This window comes from Vibrio renipiscarius, assembly GCF_000827885.1.
Taxonomy (GTDB): domain Bacteria; phylum Pseudomonadota; class Gammaproteobacteria; order Enterobacterales; family Vibrionaceae; genus Vibrio; species Vibrio renipiscarius.
This window is the reverse complement of sequence record NZ_JTKH01000024.1, coordinates 555,136-571,182: the sequence shown is the minus strand read 5'-3', so window position 1 is coordinate 571,182 and position 16,047 is coordinate 555,136. Positions and strand designations below refer to the sequence as shown.

Genomic DNA, 16,047 nt, shown 5'->3' with positions numbered 1-16,047 from the left:
GAGAAGTATAGGGAGTTGCGCTACAATTAATTAGGTCATTTGGTGACATTTAAACGTAGAGCCACAATCAATGAAAGCATCCTCGAACACCACCAACATATTGCTTAGTTCTACCAGTAACATTGCTCCGTATATTGAGTATTGTGACAAACAGGCGTTGGACTGGCGCACAGTGGCGATTGAGTGCGGTCTGCCCATTGAGTTGACGCAAGCGAACCAGTGGCTTCCTACGCAAGATGTGACTCGCTTCATTCATGGTCTTGAGCGTAAGTTCGGCTATTCGATTGGGATTGAAGTTGGGCGTCGAGCTTCTCTCGATCAATTGTCGCCCGAGCTAGATCGGAAAATTGGCCAATGCACTTCCCTCGATCAAGCGGTACGTTGCTTGATGATAGAAATATCGACGTTAAGTAATCACGTCACTATGTGGACCGAGAAATGCGATGGATTGTGGTGGTTGTGTCATCGAAGTTGCTATCACCCATCTACATCGGGTTTTGAGCAATCGGAGTGGTTTCGCACTCTGACGGTGATTAGCCTTTGTCGTCAGTTCATCGATACTCGCTGGCAGCCATCACATGTGAAGTTAGTCTCTAAAAGCAACAGCGCGCGTAAATTACCCAAGCATTTTTTTGATGCCGATCTTCAGTTTGAGCAGCAGTATGGCGCAATTGCGATACCACTGCCTGATGACTATCGCGCGATGTCTGAACAAGATAACCCCCTCGATTGGCATCATGCCGTCGAGACTTTAATAAGCACTTATGCGACCTTGCCTTGGTTCAATATTGAGTGGTTTGCAACCATGCTCGGCATGACCAAGCGAACGCTGCAAAGAAACCTGAAAAGTAGGGATATTCTCTTTAAAGAGGCCAAAGAGCAGGTGCGTGAAATAAAAGCAAAGCAGCTCCTCGAAGAGACGGAACTTTCCGTTCAAGAAATCAGCTGGCAAGTCGGTTACAGCGATTTAAGTAACTTCAACCGTGCATTTAAAGGGTGGGTTGGAATGACGGCGCCACGCTATCGAAGCAAGAGAAAGGGGCATTAAGCACCGACACCCATATTAAAAATCCGCTCGAACACGCCAAAATGCGTTCTATTCATCTTGTTTCTCGTTCGTCTCTCGTTCGTTTTAGTGAGTCGTTCAACTGACGCCGCGAACGACTCGCCTAGTCTTTCTCTAATGAGCACTTTCTACTGATTCCCCTCTAAGGGCTGCCATGAGCAGACTCAGAAAGCTTTCCACAAGGCGCTTAGCGATGACCCTATTTTTTCATCGATTCTTTGACGGTACTTTTTAGGTGTTGCATGAAGTTTTTGAAGTGCGGCATAAAGTCAGCAAACAATGCGTGCTTGCGATTATGCATCATCACTGGACCAAGTAAGCGTAACGCAACCGCTACTCTGTTCACATGTTCGGGTTCCAGACCGCTACCTTGTTTGAGTTTGTCGACCAGAGTGAACAGATCTTCACGGTCTTGGTATTCAAACTGAAGTGTTTGCGCCGCTTCCTGATCCGCATTGATTTCTTCAATCGTGACACGGTACTGCTTGTCTTTTTTCGTATGAGTCGTCATATCAGTTACCTTACTGTTGTGTTGTGTTGTGTTGTGTTGTGTTATGTTGTGCTGTGCTGTGCTGTGCTGTGCTGTGCTGTGCTGTGCTGTGCTGTGCTGTGCTGTGCTGTGCTGTGCTGTGCTGTGTTGCGGGCATTATTAGGATTGATAGTGGGTTGAATCTGTCTGGTTGCTAGCTTTTTAAAAACTGTTCTACTTTCGGTTTAATGGTCATTGAAACCGTGATCATTAACACCAGTGCGACAGGCAATGCGCCAAGCAGACTATTTAACCAAGCGGTAAAGAATGCGGAGTGGTTCTCTAAACCGATGTTATTCAACGTCGTGGTAAAAGCCATGCCGGATTCCATAATGCCCGCCATTGCGATACCGACGAGTGCATTTCGAGGGCCTTCCGCCATATTAGGCAGCCATTTTTCCGCCCCTTTCGTTAGCAATACAGTTAATGCGAACCCCAGAGGGATCACGGTGACCGCCGCCGTAAGAAACGAGGTTAACCAGTCAAGCCAAAAAGACTCGCTGTAGCCTACGTTTCCATAAGTCATCACTCCCGTTAGCGTCCCTCCCATCAGAGTGATCATACCCAGTAGAACGACTATTTTTTGAATGATGGGAGTTTTGTTCTCGTCAATGGTCGATTCAGATCTCATCGTTTGTGTGTTCATTCTTCCCACCTTGAAATAGCGTTCAATTAAGTTGATAATATCAACTATAATAATTTAATTGATAATGTCAACTATGTTGGCGAGGGAATTGTCCGATGTCTGACAAAAAATCACTCGATAGCCTGTTTAAATTAGTGCACAGCTTGAAGCGTAATGCGCAAGCACAGATCGAAACATTAGCGCTCGATATCGCGCCAATGCATGTGCGGGTGCTCAAGATTATTTCTAAGAAGCCACGATGTACGGCGGTTGATATTGCCCATTTTTTAGAGAGAGATAAGGCGCAAGTCACCCGGTTACTGAATAGCTTGATTGAGAAAAACTTAATCATTAAAGCGCCAAATCCAGAAGATAAACGCAGTCAATGTTTGCTGATTACGGAGAGTGGTCAGGCGATCATGTCAACGATCGCTCAGGTCGATGAGGTGATGTTTGATAAAATCAAAGAGGGTCTATCGGACGAAGAACTCGACGTGTTTGATTACGTGGCAAAAAAGATGGCTAAAAATTTGAGTATGACCTCAACCAAATGAACGTCGAAGTGGTCAATGCGCAAGCATTGACCACTTCATACGATAAGTGAGGTGTTATTTCACGAGTATCGTCGCGTTTGAGCTGTGGTTTTCTGTTTGTTTATCAAGGCGTCCGCTCAAGCGAGTCAGAAGCAGTGCGATGATAACGACCACGGCACCAATCCAAGGGGTATGCATCAAGCCCATTTTTGACACAATCATACCGCCACCCCAAGAACCAAGTGCAATACCGACATTAAACGCGGCAATGTTTAAACCGGAAGCGACATCAACAGCGTCAGGCGTGTATTTCTCGGCCAACTTAACGACATACACTTGTAGGCCCGGTACATTACCAAAAGCAAAGGCACCCCAAACCAAAATGGTGGCGACGGCAGTGATTGGGTTCACTGCAGTAAAGTTAAATACGACGAGAATAGTCGCAAGCCCTGAAAAAATAATAGTCAGCGCTTTAATTGGCCCCATTTTGTCGGCCATTTTACCGCCCCAAATATTACCAAACGCCACTGATACCCCATACACCAGCATAATCACACTGATCGCATTCGCACTGAATCCTGTTTCCTGTTGCAAAATAGGCGCAAGGAAAGTGAACGCGGTAAACGTGCCGCCGTAACCGAATGCTGTAATCGCATAGACCAGCAATAGGCGCGGTTGCGTGAGAACTTTCAGTTGCGATGTTAATTTTGTCGCAGCCGGTTGTTTTAGATTGCTCGGCACAAGGAAAGCACTGCCAATGAGCGCGATCAGCCCCAATACCGCCACAATCAGAAACGTCGATTGCCAACCGAAAGTTTGACCGATGTAAGTGCCCAGCGGCACCCCTGTGACAAGCGCCACCGTTAATCCCGTAAACATTATGGCGATCGCACTGGCTGCTTTTTCCTTAGAAACCAATCCCGTCGCGATGGTTGAGCCGATCGAGAAAAAGACGCCGTGCGCGAGCCCCGTTAAAATGCGGGCGGCAACGAGGGTGTTATACCCTGGCGCTTGCCATGCAAGGACATTACCGGCAACAAAAAGTGCCATCACAGCAAGCAGTACGTGTTTGCGATTCCATTGACCGGTTAACGCGGTTAATACGGGCGCACCAATGGCGACACCGAGCGCGTAAAGGCTGACTAAAAGGCCCGCCGACGGCAACGAAACATGTAAATCGGCCGCCATTGTCGGAAGCAATCCAACAATAACAAATTCGGTGGTTCCGATGGCAAAGGCGCTAAGCGTCAATGCGAGGAGTGCTAAAGGCATATCATTTACTCTTTTGTTAGGTTCCAAAACACAGCAGTAAAACGGGTATGAATGTGTGGCTGTGTCGTGATTTGATAGGGCGTATTTTGCGTAAGAACTTCATTGTGAAAAATGGGTTATTTAACAAATGATATTTGTTATAAATGCAATAATAGTGGAGGCGTTCTAAAATGAATGGGGGAGGAATAACATGAGAACAAAATCGAATGATCTAGAAATTCTACTTTCCGTTGTGGATACGGGAGGATTCTCAGCGGCAGCGGAAAGCCTCGATATACAGGTTGCACGTGTATCGCGATCGGTGAGCAAGGTGGAAAGCCAACTTGGGGTGACGATATTGAATCGCACCACAAGGCGCATCGAATTGACGGATGAAGGGCGACAATTTGTAGACGCAGTTCGGGTAGGCTTGATGCAATTGCAGCAGGCGGAAGAAGATATTATTTCTCGCGGAGAATTGCCCAAAGGGCGATTGCGTGTCGATGCCGCTAGCCCGTTTGTGTTTCATCAACTCGTGCCGTTGATGCAGCTCTTTAATCAAACCTATCCCGACATTGAACTGGAATTAACGTCAAATGAAGGTTTTGTCGATTTGCTACAAAAGAAAACCGATCTCGCCATTCGTATCGGGACACTCAGCGACTCCACACTGCATGCCCGACCTTTAGGTCGAAGCGTATTGTATATTGTGGCTTCACCTGACTATCTCGCAAGACGAGGCTTTCCCAGTAAAAGTAGCGATCTCAGCCAACATGACACGATAGGATTTACCACCCCCAAAGCGTTGAATGATTGGCCTCTTAAAGGGTTTGAACGCTTAACGCCGACGATGACCTCAAGTAATGGTGAAACGGTGAGGCAGTTAGCATTGATGGGGAATGGCATTGCGTGTCTATCGGGTTTTATGGTGAAGAAAGACCTCGCGGAAGGCCGATTAATTGCTTTGTTGGAAGGGGAAAAAATCAGTCATTCAGGGCGGGAGCAAATCAACGCGGTTTATTATAAGTCTTCTTCTGTGGCAAAACGGATATCAGCTTTTATTGATTTTATTCAGCCTAAGTTGGATTTGTAGGCACATCCGTTGGATCGGGTCGTCAGCAATATGCTCACTATTGCAAATTTAACAAATATATTTTGTCTTTGTTGCTATGAGTGCCAAGCAATGGTTTTGATAATATCGCGATGGTATAGCGGTCTACTCGGACGAGCACTGCCGCATCCTAACAAAGCGTAAAACAAAGCAAAAAACAAGCGAGAAACAAAGTATATACAGGCACCCAGAGCGTTCAAGTCGTGCCTTATTCTTTAGCATTAGCAAAAACACAGGGAATAAAGATGAAACCGCACCAAATTTGGCAATATCAAACCGAGACGCATCGTGTTGTGCTGGGACAAGCAGAAACGCCACCATTGGCTGCCGATGAAATTTTGGTACAAAACAAAGCCATTGGTATCAATCCAGTGGATTGGAAATTTATCAAGGCGAATCCATTAAACTGGCCAAGTGGGCATGTACCGGGCGTGGATGGCGCAGGGGTGATAGTCGCCGTTGGGGAGAAGGTTGATGCGCGTTTCATCGGTCGTCGAGTGGCGTATCACGCGGCACTAAAATGTCATGGAAGCTTCGCGGAGATGACCGTTTTGAATGCCGAGCGAGTGTTGATGCTGCCTGATCGTCTCTCGTTTGAGCTTGCAGCAGCCCTGCCTTGCCCCATGCTTACTGCATGGCAAGCGTTTGAAAAAATCCCTCAAACCCGTCAAAAAGAAGTGCTTATTGTTGGTTTTGGTGCGGTGAATAATTTGCTCACCCAAATGTTAATCACCGCAGGTTATGTGGTGGATGTCGTTTCTGCTAGTTTGAACCAAGAGAAAGCGGCGAGTTTGGGTATTCGTCATCTTTATCGCGACCAATCTCAAATTGAGACGAAATACTTCGCTATTTATGATGCGGTGAGCGGGGCCAATGCGGCGACGTTAGTGCCGTCGCTACGAGCAAACGGACACATTATTTGTATCCAAGATCGCATTCCTGCTCCGATTGACCCTGGATTCACTCGCACGATTTCGTATCACGAAATTGCGCTTGGTGCGTTGCATGATTTTGGTGATAAAGAAGATTGGTCAGCGTTGATGCACAACGGTGAAGCGTTACTTGAGCGTATCGTTGAAGGTCGCCTTGAGGTGAGTTTGCCTGTGAGTTTCCGATTCGAGCACCTGCAGGAAGCTCTTGAGAACAGCGAACACACGAAATTGAAAACGGTGGTCACGCTCGATTAGTTCGTCGCCATTATGCGCTTACCAGTGAGCGGTATCACTCGGTCTATCTGTTTTAGACAAAATCCCCGCAATGCGGGGATTTTTAGGTCGCTTAAACATCAAGAGAGCCGCTTATTTTGGGCTATTGACAACCAATGACGCGCCTTGTGTCTTAATGACTTCTTGATACCAGTAGAAGCTCTTTTTACGTCGACGAGTCAGATCACCATCACCTTCATTGTCACGATCGACGTGAATAAAGCCGTAGCGCTTGCTCATTTCTGCGGTTGAGTTGGCGACAAGATCGATTGGCCCCCACGTGGTGTAACCCATCAACTCAACGCCATCTTCCATGGCTTCGTGTGCTTGCACGAGGTGATCGTTGAGATAAGCGATGCGATAATCATCAATGATCTCGTCATTTTCAGTGATCTCATCGCGAGCGCCTAAACCGTTTTCTACAATAAATAACGGCTTTTGGTAGCGATCGTGCAGGAAGTTCAGCAAAATTCGCAAACCTTTAGGATCAATTAACCAACCCCATTGGCTCTTTTCGAGGTAAGGGTTGGGTACGCCTGCAATGATATTGCCCACTTCTTTTTCTTGTTCGCGTGCGCTGGCACAACCGGATGCGTAGTAGCTGAACGAGATAAAATCGACACTAGCAGCGGCAAGCGCTTCGACATCCCCTTGCTCCATTTCGATGGTGATGTTGTTGTCACGGAAATAGCGCAGCATATAGCCCGGGTAGCGCCCACGAGTTTGTACATCGCCAAAGAATAACCATTGGTTGTTCTCATGCATCGCAGCAATCACATCGTCAGGGTGACAGGTGTGGGGGTAGGCCAATGCGCCAAGCAACATATTACCGATTTTGGCATCTGGAATGATGTCATGGCACAGTTGCACGGTTTGGGCACTCGCCACAAGTTGGTGGTGAATCGCTTGGAAAATCGCTTGCTCAGACGCGTCTTCTTGTAAGCCGACCCCAGTAAAAGGCGCATGCAATGACATGTTAATTTCGTTGAAGGTCAGCCACAGTTTTACGCTGTCTTTATAGCGCTCAAAAACGGTGCGTGCATAGCGAGTGAAGAATTCGATCAACTTGCGGCTACCCCAGCCATTGTAATTCTCTACCAGCGCATACGGCATTTCATAATGTGACAGCGTCACGAATGGTGTGATGTTATGTGCGGCTAATTCGGCAAAAATCTTGTCGTAGTATTCTAAGCCGGCTTGGTTTGGCTCTAATTCATCGCCATTCGGGTAAATACGGGTCCATGCAATTGAGAGACGCAGGCAAGTAAACCCCATCTCTTTGAATAGCGCGATGTCTTCTGGATAACGGTGGTAAAAATCGATGGCGAGATCTTTGATCCCAGCGGTACGCGCTTCGCGAGTTTGGTGAGGGCTTAAAATGCCATTTGGCAACATGTCTGAAGTTGATAGACCTTTACCGTCGGTCAGGTATGCGCCTTCTACTTGGTTCGCGGCAATGGCGCCGCCCCAAAGAAAGTCACTTGGAAATACAGTGGTTGTCATAATAAATCCCCGATACGAAATAGAAAAAGTGAATGACTACTGGTTACGTCTTTGCTCAATAATTTGCGCGTAGGTGTTGGCTTTGAGGCCATAGATAATTTGCACATGGCGCTGATCAATTCGAACCAAACCAATGGCTCCATGTTGCTTGAGCGTTTTCTCGTCGAGCAATGTGAGGTCGTTCAGTTCAAGCCTCAGACGAGTCGCGCACGCACCACAATCATTGATATTTACCAGTCCACCCAATGCGCCGACGATGGTGTCAACGTCTTGTTCTACATTGGGATTCACATGGGTTAAAGCAGCAAAAATTTTGCGTAATGCAGCAAACATTATTTTTAGCTCATTATTGTTTTGTTCAAATCAGATTATGCGCTGTCGCAAGCTTGATGCCAGAGACAAAACGTCAAACAGTGAGCTAGATTCGGCAACGGTGCTCTGATCGCTTATCTAACGAGCGTATGGGGTTAGGCATGGAATCTCTCGGTAGGTTGATTAGCACACTTAATGATGTCGATAAAATCATCGATTCAAAGTTCGAATAATTGAGTTAACTATCTGTAATAAAATTCTTTTACTCTCATAATGAGACGTTTTGCTGCGATTAAATGGCGCTGCTTTGAATGAGGTCGATTGTGATTTCAGCGCGCACCACAGAATAAGGATAAGAATGGATATGCTTAAAACGAAATTGGCGGTACTGATTGGCTGTTTGTCACTGGGTGCGGCATTCAATGTTAGCGCGGCGGGATTTGAAGCGGTGACACTCGGCAGTAAAGGTGGCATCCAAGATGGCAACCTAACGGCGTTTATGTTCAAAAGTGAATTAGACAGTCACTACGTGATGCTGGATGCCGGTTCAGTGGTTAACGGCCTGATTGTGGCGGAAGAAAAAGGCGCATTTGATGACATTGATGTGCCTTCTGAGTCACCATACACCAAAGAAGGCTACTTGCTGAAAGAGAAGATCAAAGGCTATATGATTAGTCACGCGCATCTTGATCACGTGGCGGGTATGGTCATCAGTTCGCCAGATGACAGCAAAAAGCCTATCTACGGTTTAGCATCGACCAATGAAGGCCTCATGAATAATTACTTCAACTGGTCGGCATGGCCGAACTTTGGTAACGAAGGCAATGGCTTTAAGATCAGCCAATACACCTACACCGATTTGCCTCAATATGAGTGGCAGCCCGTGGCAGACACCAGCATGCAAGTGATGGCCATGCCTTTGTCACACTCTGGCGGTCAATCCACAGCGTTTCTTCTAAAAGATAAACAAGGGGATGTGTTTGTTTACTTTGGTGATACGGGCCCTGATGCAGTAGAAAAGAGCGATGCGCTAAACAAAGTGTGGTCAACGCTGACTCCGTTTGTGAAGCAAGGCCAGCTTAAAGGCATGGTGATTGAAGTGTCGTTTACCAATGAGACGCCAGATAAAGCGCTGTTTGGTCACCTAACGCCGAATTGGTTAGTGAAAGAGCTTAGCGTGCTTGAGTCTATGGTGGGCAAAGGCAGCTTGAAAGACTTAGATGTTGTAGTTAGCCATATCAAGTACAGTTTGAAGAAGGGCGACGATCCACAAGTGGTGATCAAGCGTCAACTTGATGCAATCAATACACTGGGTGTGAATTTCTTGTTCCCAGAACAAGGCGACGCATTGACGTTCTAATCAATAGCATGACGCTAGCTTCTGTGGGTAAGCAGAAGTTAGCGTTTTGAGTCGCTATTATGAGTGTTTTAATCCATTTAAAAGGAACGTCGTTGCGGTAATCGCATGTTGTTCCACCTCTTTATCATTTGGCGATGCCATTCCCAGCAATACCCCCATTCGTAGTGACAACAGCATACCGGTCCATAATTTTATGGTGGTTTGCGGTTGCTCAATGCCTAAGCGTTGTTGAAAGAAGGTGATGAGTTGGCTATCCATATCATCCTCTCCAACCTCATGAAAAGTGGCAATGATTTCAGGCGCTGAGCGTCCTTCTGCAATCAACAGTCGACATGTATCAATATGTTGTTCACTGAGGTGAAGCGCGACAAACGCTTTAGCAAAGCCGAGTAGTGCGTGTTCAGCGTCTGGATGTTGTAAGTGCTCAGTAAAACTCTGATCGAAATCTTCGCTTAAGCTGTGCAAAGTGGCGGTGAAAAGTGCCAACTTTGATGGGAAGTAGCGATAAATCGTTTGTTTAGTGATTTGCGATTTCTTGGCAATATTGTCCATATTGGCGGCGACGTAGCCTTCATTGAGAAAGACGGATTTTGCCGTCGCTAAAATGATGTCCTTCTTCTTTTGTTTATTCTGTTCGACTTTATTCATCGCGATACCCATCCACTTACCAATTTAATCAATTCAACCCACTAATTTTAGAATCATACTATACGGTATGATTTTTGTTGACGCAATGCGCTTAATAGTAAATCATACTCACAAGTATGATTTTAGGGCGGAGGTGTATATGTCAGTAGTGATACAACGTTGGATGATGCGTAGCGACAAAATGATGAGTTTTGTTTTGACCTTGATTGGGGCCGTATTAATGAGCCTAGATCCGATCTTCATCCGTTTTTCCGGGGTGGGCGGCGTTGATACGGCATTTTTGTTTGGTCTGTTTACCGCGATTTCGATGCCGATTTTCATTCAGTTGCGTGACCCTCGAGGTTTGGTGGGGGCGATTCGCGAGAGCGGTTGGCAAGTTGTCGTCTCCGGTTTACTGATGCTGGGCAGCGCCGCCGGTTTAGTGTTGAGCATTAAGCTCACATCGGTTGCGAATACGTTTGTGATTCTCAGTGCAGCACCCGCATTAGCCGCGCTATTTAGTTGGTGGTTTTTAGCGGAAATCACTCAGCGCTCAACATGGATTGCGATTATTTCCGTCATGGTTGGCATTGGGATTGTTGTTTCTGGTTCTTTTCAAAGTGGCCATTGGCAAGGTGATGCCTTGGCGTTGTTTGCCGTCATGTGCTTGTCTCTGAACCAAGTACAGCTGCGTAAATATCAACAAGTCAGCCGTATGGCGAGTGTTGGTTTTGGTGGCTTTTTTTTGATGATCGTAATGGCTTTTTTCACGACCCCCTCGAGTTACAGCGCTGAGACGTGGCTTATCATGGCGGCGATGGGGCTTTTAACTGCGCCGTTTGGTCGAGTGCTTTCTCAGGTCGCGACGCGGTATATCACCGCACCAGAAGTGGGCATGATTTTGATGTTAGAAACGGTGTTGGCCCCGGCGTGGGCGCTGTTGTTTTTTGATGAAGTTCCTCCAACCGCGAGCCTTGTGGGTGGTGCGATTATCTTTGTCACGATTGCTATCTATGCCTATTCAGCAATGAAATCGGTCAAATAAGGAGCGACAACATGAGCAGTAACATGAGCAACACACTACGATTTATCGGGACGATCACAACACCGTATCAACAACTCCGCGAGTGCCCCAATAATATTGATCCACAGGGTGGGCCGCTTTGCGAGATTCACGTTGATGAGCAATACGCCGCGGGCTTGCAAGGGCTCAATGTCGGGGATGACATTATGCTGCTTTATTGGTTACGTGATGACGGTTTGTCCACAGATCACGACGCGATGAATGAGTGGACGAAACGACAAGGCATGAGCAAAGGTACCTTTGCCTTGCGCACGCCCCATCGGCCTAATCCTATCGGTGTTGCAGTGCTGGCGATCGAGGGCATGAGCGAGAGTACTTTGCGAGTTCGTGGACTGGATTGTTTGAACCAAACGAAATTAGTCGATATCAAACCTGCGATCTTGCGCGAGTAATTGGCTAATTTTGCCTTGTTTTTTGTGAAGAAATGGACGTTGTTAAATGTTTTCTCACGTTAGAATAAACCTGAGTTACAACACAATAAGGAAGGATTATGTCTGGTTTTGGTCAGCATTTATTAATTGATGGCGCTGAAATTTACTACCAAGAGTCGGGCAATCCTGATGGTCAACCGCTGGTGATGTTGCATGGCGGTTTGGGGAGTAGTGAAGATTTTGATGGGCTATTAGGTTACATACCGGATGTATTTAAAATTATCCGAATTGATCTACGAGGTCATGGCCGCTCGACGCTGGGAGAGTTGCCTTTAAGTTACGCTCGCTATCAGCAAGATATCGAAGCGATACTTGATCATCTGCAAGTTTATAAATTTCATCTATTTGGTTTTAGTGATGGCGGCATTGTTGGCTATCGCTTGGCTGCACTCTATGATCACCGTCTTTTAAGTTTAACGACACTGGGTTCTCAGTGGCGTTTACACTCAGATGATCCCACAATCGAAATGTTGCCGGACTTGACGGCCGAAGATTGGCAAGCAGAGTTTGAGGAGCAAGTGGCTCGTTACAATGAAATTAACCCACAAGCGGATTTTGATCTGTTGTTTGATGAGGTTAAAGAATTGTGGCTCGATACATCAGAGAACAGTTATCCGAATGAGCAAGTCGACAACATCAATTGTTCGACGTTGATTATTCGTGGTGACAGAGACGACTTATTTTCACTGCCTGAAGCACTCATGCTTATCAGCCGTGTGCCAGATTGTGAGTTTTTTAACGTGCCATTTACCGAGCATGAAGCGCATAAAGAGTATCCAGAAGTGGTCGGTGAAGTGTTGCGTCGTTTTTTACAAATCAATCACTGATTAATAATCAAACACTGAGGTGTTGATTTTGTAGGAAAAGCCCCACGTCGTTGGGGCTTTTTTGTAAGATTGGTTCCAAAATTTCCACCGTCTGATCGACACTTACTGGCTGTTTAGTCAATGAATATGTGAATTGGCTTTTAAAATCGTGACAGAAGATCTCAACTTGACGAAAAGCCCTTGTTTTTTCACAAATTTAATATCTGAAAACAAAATTTGAACACTAAAATAAGTTTTCAGAGCTGTGATAACCACAGCGATTTTTGTGGAAGTAGAACATGTTAAAATTCAATGCACTTCAATTAGCAATATCGATAGGTATCGCAGCTGCATCCGGTTCGGTATACGCTGATAGCTCAAAAATGGTTAACCCAGAAGCGGGTGTTGTCGTTGGTTACTGGCACAACTGGTGCGACGGCGCAGGCTACAAAGGTGGCAATGCACCGTGCGTGACGTTGGAAGAAGTCAACCCAATGTACAACGTGGTTAACGTTTCCTTTATGAAAGTGTTCGACGTTGCTGAAGGCCGTATTCCTACTTTTCGTTTAGACCCAGCGATTGGTCTTTCTGAGCAGCAGTTTATCGATCAAATCGGTGAGTTAAACAAACAAGGCCGTTCAGTGTTGATCGCACTGGGTGGCGCAGATGCACACGTTGAATTGAAAGCGGGTGATGAGCGAGCGTTTGCCGACGAAATTATTCGCGTGACTGACCGTTACGGTTTTGATGGCTTAGACATCGATCTAGAGCAAGCGGCAGTGACGGCGGCGGATAACCAAACCGTTATTCCTGCTGCGCTGCGTATGGTGAAAGATCACTACCAAGCGCAAGGTAAGAACTTTCTTATCACCATGGCACCTGAATTTCCTTACCTAGTTCAACATGGTAAATATGTACCATATATCGAGAATCTAGAAGGTTACTACGACTGGATTAACCCACAGTTTTACAACCAAGGCGGCGATGGTATTTGGATTGATGGTGTGGGTTGGATTGCACAAAACAACGATGCGCTGAAAGAAGAATTTATTTACTACATCTCGGACTCGCTTGCCAATGGCAGCCGTGGTTTCCACAAAATCCCAAGCGACAAGTTGGTGTTTGGTATTCCATCAAGCATTGATGCTGCCGCGACGGGTTATGTTCAAGATCCTCAAGATTTATACAATGCATTTGCTCGTCTTAGCGAGCAAGGTCAACCGCTACGTGGTGTGATGACTTGGTCAGTAAACTGGGACATGGGCACTAACGCGGCTGGTCAAGCGTATAACGAAGAGTTTATTAACGATTACGGTCCATTTGTTCACGGCCAAACGCCACCACCACCGCCAGCAGAAGGTGTGCCAGTCTTTAAGGGCGTAGAGAATACGCGTGTACTGCACGGTGGTTTATTTGATGAGCTAGCGGGTGTGACGGCGTTGGATAAAGAAGACAGCGATCTGACCAACGCTATCGTTGTTGAAGGCAGTGTCGATACACGTCAAATTGGCACTTATGTGCTGACTTACCGTGTACAAGATAGCGATGGCAATGAAACCGTAAAAGCACGTAGTGTTGAAGTTTACAGCCAGAAGCCCGTATTCAGCGGCGTATCAGATACGACAGTACTGATCGGCAGTGCGTTTGATTCACTTGCTGGTGTGACGGCAACCGATGCGGAAGATGGTGAGTTGACCGATCAGATCCGTGTAACCGGTGAGGTGGATACGGCAATCGCAGGTCATTACACACTGACTTATGCCGTCACCGATAACGCTAACCAAACGGTGCGTGTTGAGCGTAATGTTGTCGTGAACGATGGCAGTAGCTGTGCAAATGCGTGGGATGCTGAAACGACGTATGTTGAAGGCGACCAAGTGTCACATAATGGGGCAACATGGGAAGCAGGCTGGTGGACTCGCAGCGATGAGCCAGGTACTACGGGTGAGTGGGGCGTTTGGAAAAAGGTGTCTGACAGCTCATGCGGTGGTGAAATACCGGATCCAGATGTTGACCCTGAACTGAGCGTTACCGGTCTTGCTCAAGAATACGTTGCAGTCAATGGCGTTGTAACGCTATCACTGGAATTGGTAGCAAACGAAGCGCTTGATGTCACCGTGATGGCGATTGATAGCAGCAATACGGTTGTGAACCAAGCGAAAGTAAACTTGGTGGATTCTCGTTCAATCACATTTGACCTTTATGATACACCAGCAGGTCGTTACACATTAGACGTTGTTGGTTCTGCGACTGATGGCGAGATGGTGGTCTTTAGTCAGTCGTTCATGGTCAAAGAAGAAGGCACGGTAACACCGCCACCAAGCGATGTTCCACCATACCAAGCGGGTACAAACTACCAAGCGGGTGACAAAGTGCTAGGTTCTGACAATGCGGTGTACGAATGTAAGCCTTGGCCGACAACGGCATGGTGTGCAAGCGCCTCTTACGCACCAGCAGACAGCCTATACTGGAAAGAAGCTTGGACTAAGCTGTAATTAATCGTTTAATGTGAAAAAGCACCACTAGAAATAGTGGTGCTTTTTTATTTGTGTTCAATTTAGAACGGATGTTTATCGCGTAATTTCAGCGCCAGAGGCTTCATCTGTATACTGCTCTAACATGGCTTCAAAGCGTTGATTGCCGTGCAGAGATTCAAAATCACGCTCAGTGGCGATTAGATCTTTCGTTGATGGGCTTAGCTCAATCGCTCGAGTGAGATCATCAATCGCTTGTTCTTCAATCCCTAATCGCGCAAAGGCACAAGCTCGTTGGTAAAGCGCGGGCGCATTCACTTCATCTAAGTCCAGAACACGGTTACAAATGCTCAGTGCCCAGTTGTATTCGTTCGCATCCATGGCCGCATCGGCTTTGTAGGTCAGCGCTTCTAAGTCACCGGGACGGATATGTAAAATCTCATCATAAACGGCAATTTTTTGTTCTGGCGTTTGCACACTTTGCGCGCGTAGCCATAAGTTGTGAACTTCGTTGATAATCTCAATTTCTTTGTTATTTTCGCTGATTATTCGAGTTTTTCGTTTTAAATCTCGCTCCAGTGCACTGAATTTTTTCTCATAATCTTGAGCGATCGATTCTAAGCGGCTTTCGGCCATTTCTTTGGTGTTGTGTTTAAATTCACGTAAGGATTGCCAACCGATGAAGGCGATCATCGAAGCAACGCCCGCAATGATGTAAAAGAAGTAAGTGACGGTGACATTCGCGTAGTTCAGTGATTTATCGGCTACGGCTAATTCGCGATCGGTAATCTCAATCACCATTCGACGTTCTAAGTCTTGCTGAGATTGGCGCAGAGATTTTATTTCATCAAGGATATATCGTTCCATCAAAGGACGATCAAGGAGGTCGGATTCTGAGTATTTCTCTTCACTGTGCGCAGGTAGGGCAACTGTCGATAAGATCAGCAATAACAACGAAGTAATTTGGCGCATTTGGCTTCCTTACTGTAAATGATAATGTTTGTATTCTTTTTCACAGTAGCAGATTGGCAGCCCATAAAGCAAAGTCGATTGATTGGGCGATGTCGTTTCGTATTGATAACCAATGCATAAAAAAAGCCCCACGATATACGCGGGGCTTTGAAGGCAGT

Annotated in this window: 16 protein-coding genes; 9 read left to right on the top strand and 7 right to left on the bottom strand. The window is 46.4% G+C overall.

Annotated features, from left to right (window positions below; translation table 11 throughout):
* Window positions 1–70 precede the first annotated feature (70 nt).
* The gene (locus tag OJ16_RS16170) at window positions 71–1,048 is read left to right on the top strand and encodes a helix-turn-helix domain-containing protein (protein WP_040992274.1); all 978 of its coding nucleotides are present in this window, start codon (window positions 71–73) and stop codon (window positions 1,046–1,048) included.
* 217 nt (window positions 1,049–1,265) lie between these two features.
* On the opposite strand, the gene OJ16_RS16165 is transcribed toward OJ16_RS16170, so the two are convergent.
* Both OJ16_RS16165 and OJ16_RS16160 read right to left on the bottom strand, forming a co-directional pair.
* Window positions 1,266–1,577, bottom strand: a complete 312-nt coding sequence (locus OJ16_RS16165) for a DUF3861 domain-containing protein (protein WP_040992273.1) — start codon at window positions 1,575–1,577, stop codon at window positions 1,266–1,268.
* Between the two features lie 172 nt (window positions 1,578–1,749).
* On the bottom strand, window positions 1,750–2,241 hold the full coding sequence (locus tag OJ16_RS16160; protein WP_040992272.1) for a DUF2798 domain-containing protein: 492 nt from the start codon (window positions 2,239–2,241) through the stop codon (window positions 1,750–1,752).
* Window positions 2,242–2,336: 95 nt separating this feature from the next.
* Between OJ16_RS16160 and OJ16_RS16155 the strand changes: the two genes are divergently transcribed.
* Entirely contained in the window at window positions 2,337–2,774 is a 438-nt protein-coding gene (locus OJ16_RS16155) for a MarR family winged helix-turn-helix transcriptional regulator (protein ID WP_040992271.1), read from the top strand.
* 54 nt (window positions 2,775–2,828) lie between these two features.
* Here OJ16_RS16155 and OJ16_RS16150 read toward each other — a convergent pair whose 3' ends face one another.
* Entirely contained in the window at window positions 2,829–4,025 is a 1,197-nt protein-coding gene (locus tag OJ16_RS16150) for an MFS transporter (RefSeq protein WP_040992270.1), read from the bottom strand.
* 190 nt (window positions 4,026–4,215) lie between these two features.
* On the opposite strand from OJ16_RS16150, the gene OJ16_RS16145 reads away from it, so the two are divergent.
* Window positions 4,216–5,097, top strand: a complete 882-nt coding sequence (locus tag OJ16_RS16145; protein WP_040992269.1) for a LysR family transcriptional regulator — start codon at window positions 4,216–4,218, stop codon at window positions 5,095–5,097.
* Between the two features lie 263 nt (window positions 5,098–5,360).
* The gene (locus tag OJ16_RS16140; RefSeq protein ID WP_040992268.1) at window positions 5,361–6,302 is read left to right on the top strand and encodes a zinc-binding dehydrogenase; all 942 of its coding nucleotides are present in this window, start codon (window positions 5,361–5,363) and stop codon (window positions 6,300–6,302) included.
* Between the two features lie 111 nt (window positions 6,303–6,413).
* Here the strand turns inward: OJ16_RS16140 and OJ16_RS16135 are convergent, their stop codons facing one another.
* Window positions 6,414–7,823, bottom strand: coding sequence for a glycoside hydrolase family 1 protein (locus tag OJ16_RS16135; RefSeq protein ID WP_040992267.1), 1,410 nt, complete (start codon window positions 7,821–7,823; stop codon window positions 6,414–6,416).
* A gap of 36 nt (window positions 7,824–7,859) precedes the next feature.
* Window positions 7,860–8,156: a PTS transporter subunit EIIB gene (locus tag OJ16_RS16130; RefSeq protein WP_040992266.1), complete on the bottom strand. Its 297-nt coding sequence runs from the start codon at window positions 8,154–8,156 to the stop codon at window positions 7,860–7,862.
* A 343-nt stretch (window positions 8,157–8,499) separates the two neighbouring features.
* Here OJ16_RS16130 and OJ16_RS16125 point away from each other — a divergent pair, with 343 nt between their 5' ends.
* A complete protein-coding gene (locus tag OJ16_RS16125; RefSeq protein WP_040992736.1) occupies window positions 8,500–9,495 on the top strand; it encodes an MBL fold metallo-hydrolase in 996 nt (331 codons plus the stop codon).
* 57 nt (window positions 9,496–9,552) lie between these two features.
* Here the strand turns inward: OJ16_RS16125 and OJ16_RS16120 are convergent, their stop codons facing one another.
* Window positions 9,553–10,143 carry a TetR/AcrR family transcriptional regulator gene (locus OJ16_RS16120; RefSeq protein WP_040992735.1) on the bottom strand — a complete coding sequence of 197 codons (591 nt, stop codon included), beginning with the start codon at window positions 10,141–10,143 and terminating at the stop codon, window positions 9,553–9,555.
* Between the two features lie 139 nt (window positions 10,144–10,282).
* Here OJ16_RS16120 and OJ16_RS16115 point away from each other — a divergent pair, with 139 nt between their 5' ends.
* The 4 genes from OJ16_RS16115 to OJ16_RS16100 all read left to right on the top strand — a co-directional run bounded on the left by OJ16_RS16115 (window position 10,283) and on the right by OJ16_RS16100 (window position 14,938).
* Entirely contained in the window at window positions 10,283–11,167 is an 885-nt protein-coding gene (locus OJ16_RS16115; RefSeq protein WP_052810387.1) for a DMT family transporter, read from the top strand.
* A 23-nt stretch (window positions 11,168–11,190) separates the two neighbouring features.
* Window positions 11,191–11,598 carry a TrmO family methyltransferase domain-containing protein gene (locus OJ16_RS16110; protein WP_040992733.1) on the top strand — a complete coding sequence of 136 codons (408 nt, stop codon included), beginning with the start codon at window positions 11,191–11,193 and terminating at the stop codon, window positions 11,596–11,598.
* A gap of 98 nt (window positions 11,599–11,696) precedes the next feature.
* The gene (locus tag OJ16_RS16105) at window positions 11,697–12,464 is read left to right on the top strand and encodes an alpha/beta fold hydrolase (RefSeq protein WP_040992265.1); all 768 of its coding nucleotides are present in this window, start codon (window positions 11,697–11,699) and stop codon (window positions 12,462–12,464) included.
* Window positions 12,465–12,742: 278 nt separating this feature from the next.
* Entirely contained in the window at window positions 12,743–14,938 is a 2,196-nt protein-coding gene (locus tag OJ16_RS16100) for an immunoglobulin-like domain-containing protein (protein WP_040992264.1), read from the top strand.
* 75 nt (window positions 14,939–15,013) lie between these two features.
* Here the strand turns inward: OJ16_RS16100 and OJ16_RS16095 are convergent, their stop codons facing one another.
* Complete coding sequence (locus tag OJ16_RS16095; RefSeq protein ID WP_040992263.1) at window positions 15,014–15,889, bottom strand: tetratricopeptide repeat protein; 876 nt, start codon at window positions 15,887–15,889, stop codon at window positions 15,014–15,016.
* Window positions 15,890–16,047 lie beyond the last annotated feature (158 nt).

Coding starts and splice junctions, on each gene's coding strand:
- OJ16_RS16170 (WP_040992274.1), top strand. CDS start 71: ATGAAAGCATCCTCGAACACCACCAACATATTGCTTAGTTCTACCAGT.
- OJ16_RS16165 (WP_040992273.1), bottom strand. CDS start 1,577: ATGACGACTCATACGAAAAAAGACAAGCAGTACCGTGTCACGATTGAA.
- OJ16_RS16160 (WP_040992272.1), bottom strand. CDS start 2,241: ATGAACACACAAACGATGAGATCTGAATCGACCATTGACGAGAACAAA.
- OJ16_RS16155 (WP_040992271.1), top strand. CDS start 2,337: ATGTCTGACAAAAAATCACTCGATAGCCTGTTTAAATTAGTGCACAGC.
- OJ16_RS16150 (WP_040992270.1), bottom strand. CDS start 4,025: ATGCCTTTAGCACTCCTCGCATTGACGCTTAGCGCCTTTGCCATCGGA.
- OJ16_RS16145 (WP_040992269.1), top strand. CDS start 4,216: ATGAGAACAAAATCGAATGATCTAGAAATTCTACTTTCCGTTGTGGAT.
- OJ16_RS16140 (WP_040992268.1), top strand. CDS start 5,361: ATGAAACCGCACCAAATTTGGCAATATCAAACCGAGACGCATCGTGTT.
- OJ16_RS16135 (WP_040992267.1), bottom strand. CDS start 7,823: ATGACAACCACTGTATTTCCAAGTGACTTTCTTTGGGGCGGCGCCATT.
- OJ16_RS16130 (WP_040992266.1), bottom strand. CDS start 8,156: ATGTTTGCTGCATTACGCAAAATTTTTGCTGCTTTAACCCATGTGAAT.
- OJ16_RS16125 (WP_040992736.1), top strand. CDS start 8,500: ATGCTTAAAACGAAATTGGCGGTACTGATTGGCTGTTTGTCACTGGGT.
- OJ16_RS16120 (WP_040992735.1), bottom strand. CDS start 10,143: ATGAATAAAGTCGAACAGAATAAACAAAAGAAGAAGGACATCATTTTA.
- OJ16_RS16115 (WP_052810387.1), top strand. CDS start 10,283: ATGTCAGTAGTGATACAACGTTGGATGATGCGTAGCGACAAAATGATG.
- OJ16_RS16110 (WP_040992733.1), top strand. CDS start 11,191: ATGAGCAACACACTACGATTTATCGGGACGATCACAACACCGTATCAA.
- OJ16_RS16105 (WP_040992265.1), top strand. CDS start 11,697: ATGTCTGGTTTTGGTCAGCATTTATTAATTGATGGCGCTGAAATTTAC.
- OJ16_RS16100 (WP_040992264.1), top strand. CDS start 12,743: ATGTTAAAATTCAATGCACTTCAATTAGCAATATCGATAGGTATCGCA.
- OJ16_RS16095 (WP_040992263.1), bottom strand. CDS start 15,889: ATGCGCCAAATTACTTCGTTGTTATTGCTGATCTTATCGACAGTTGCC.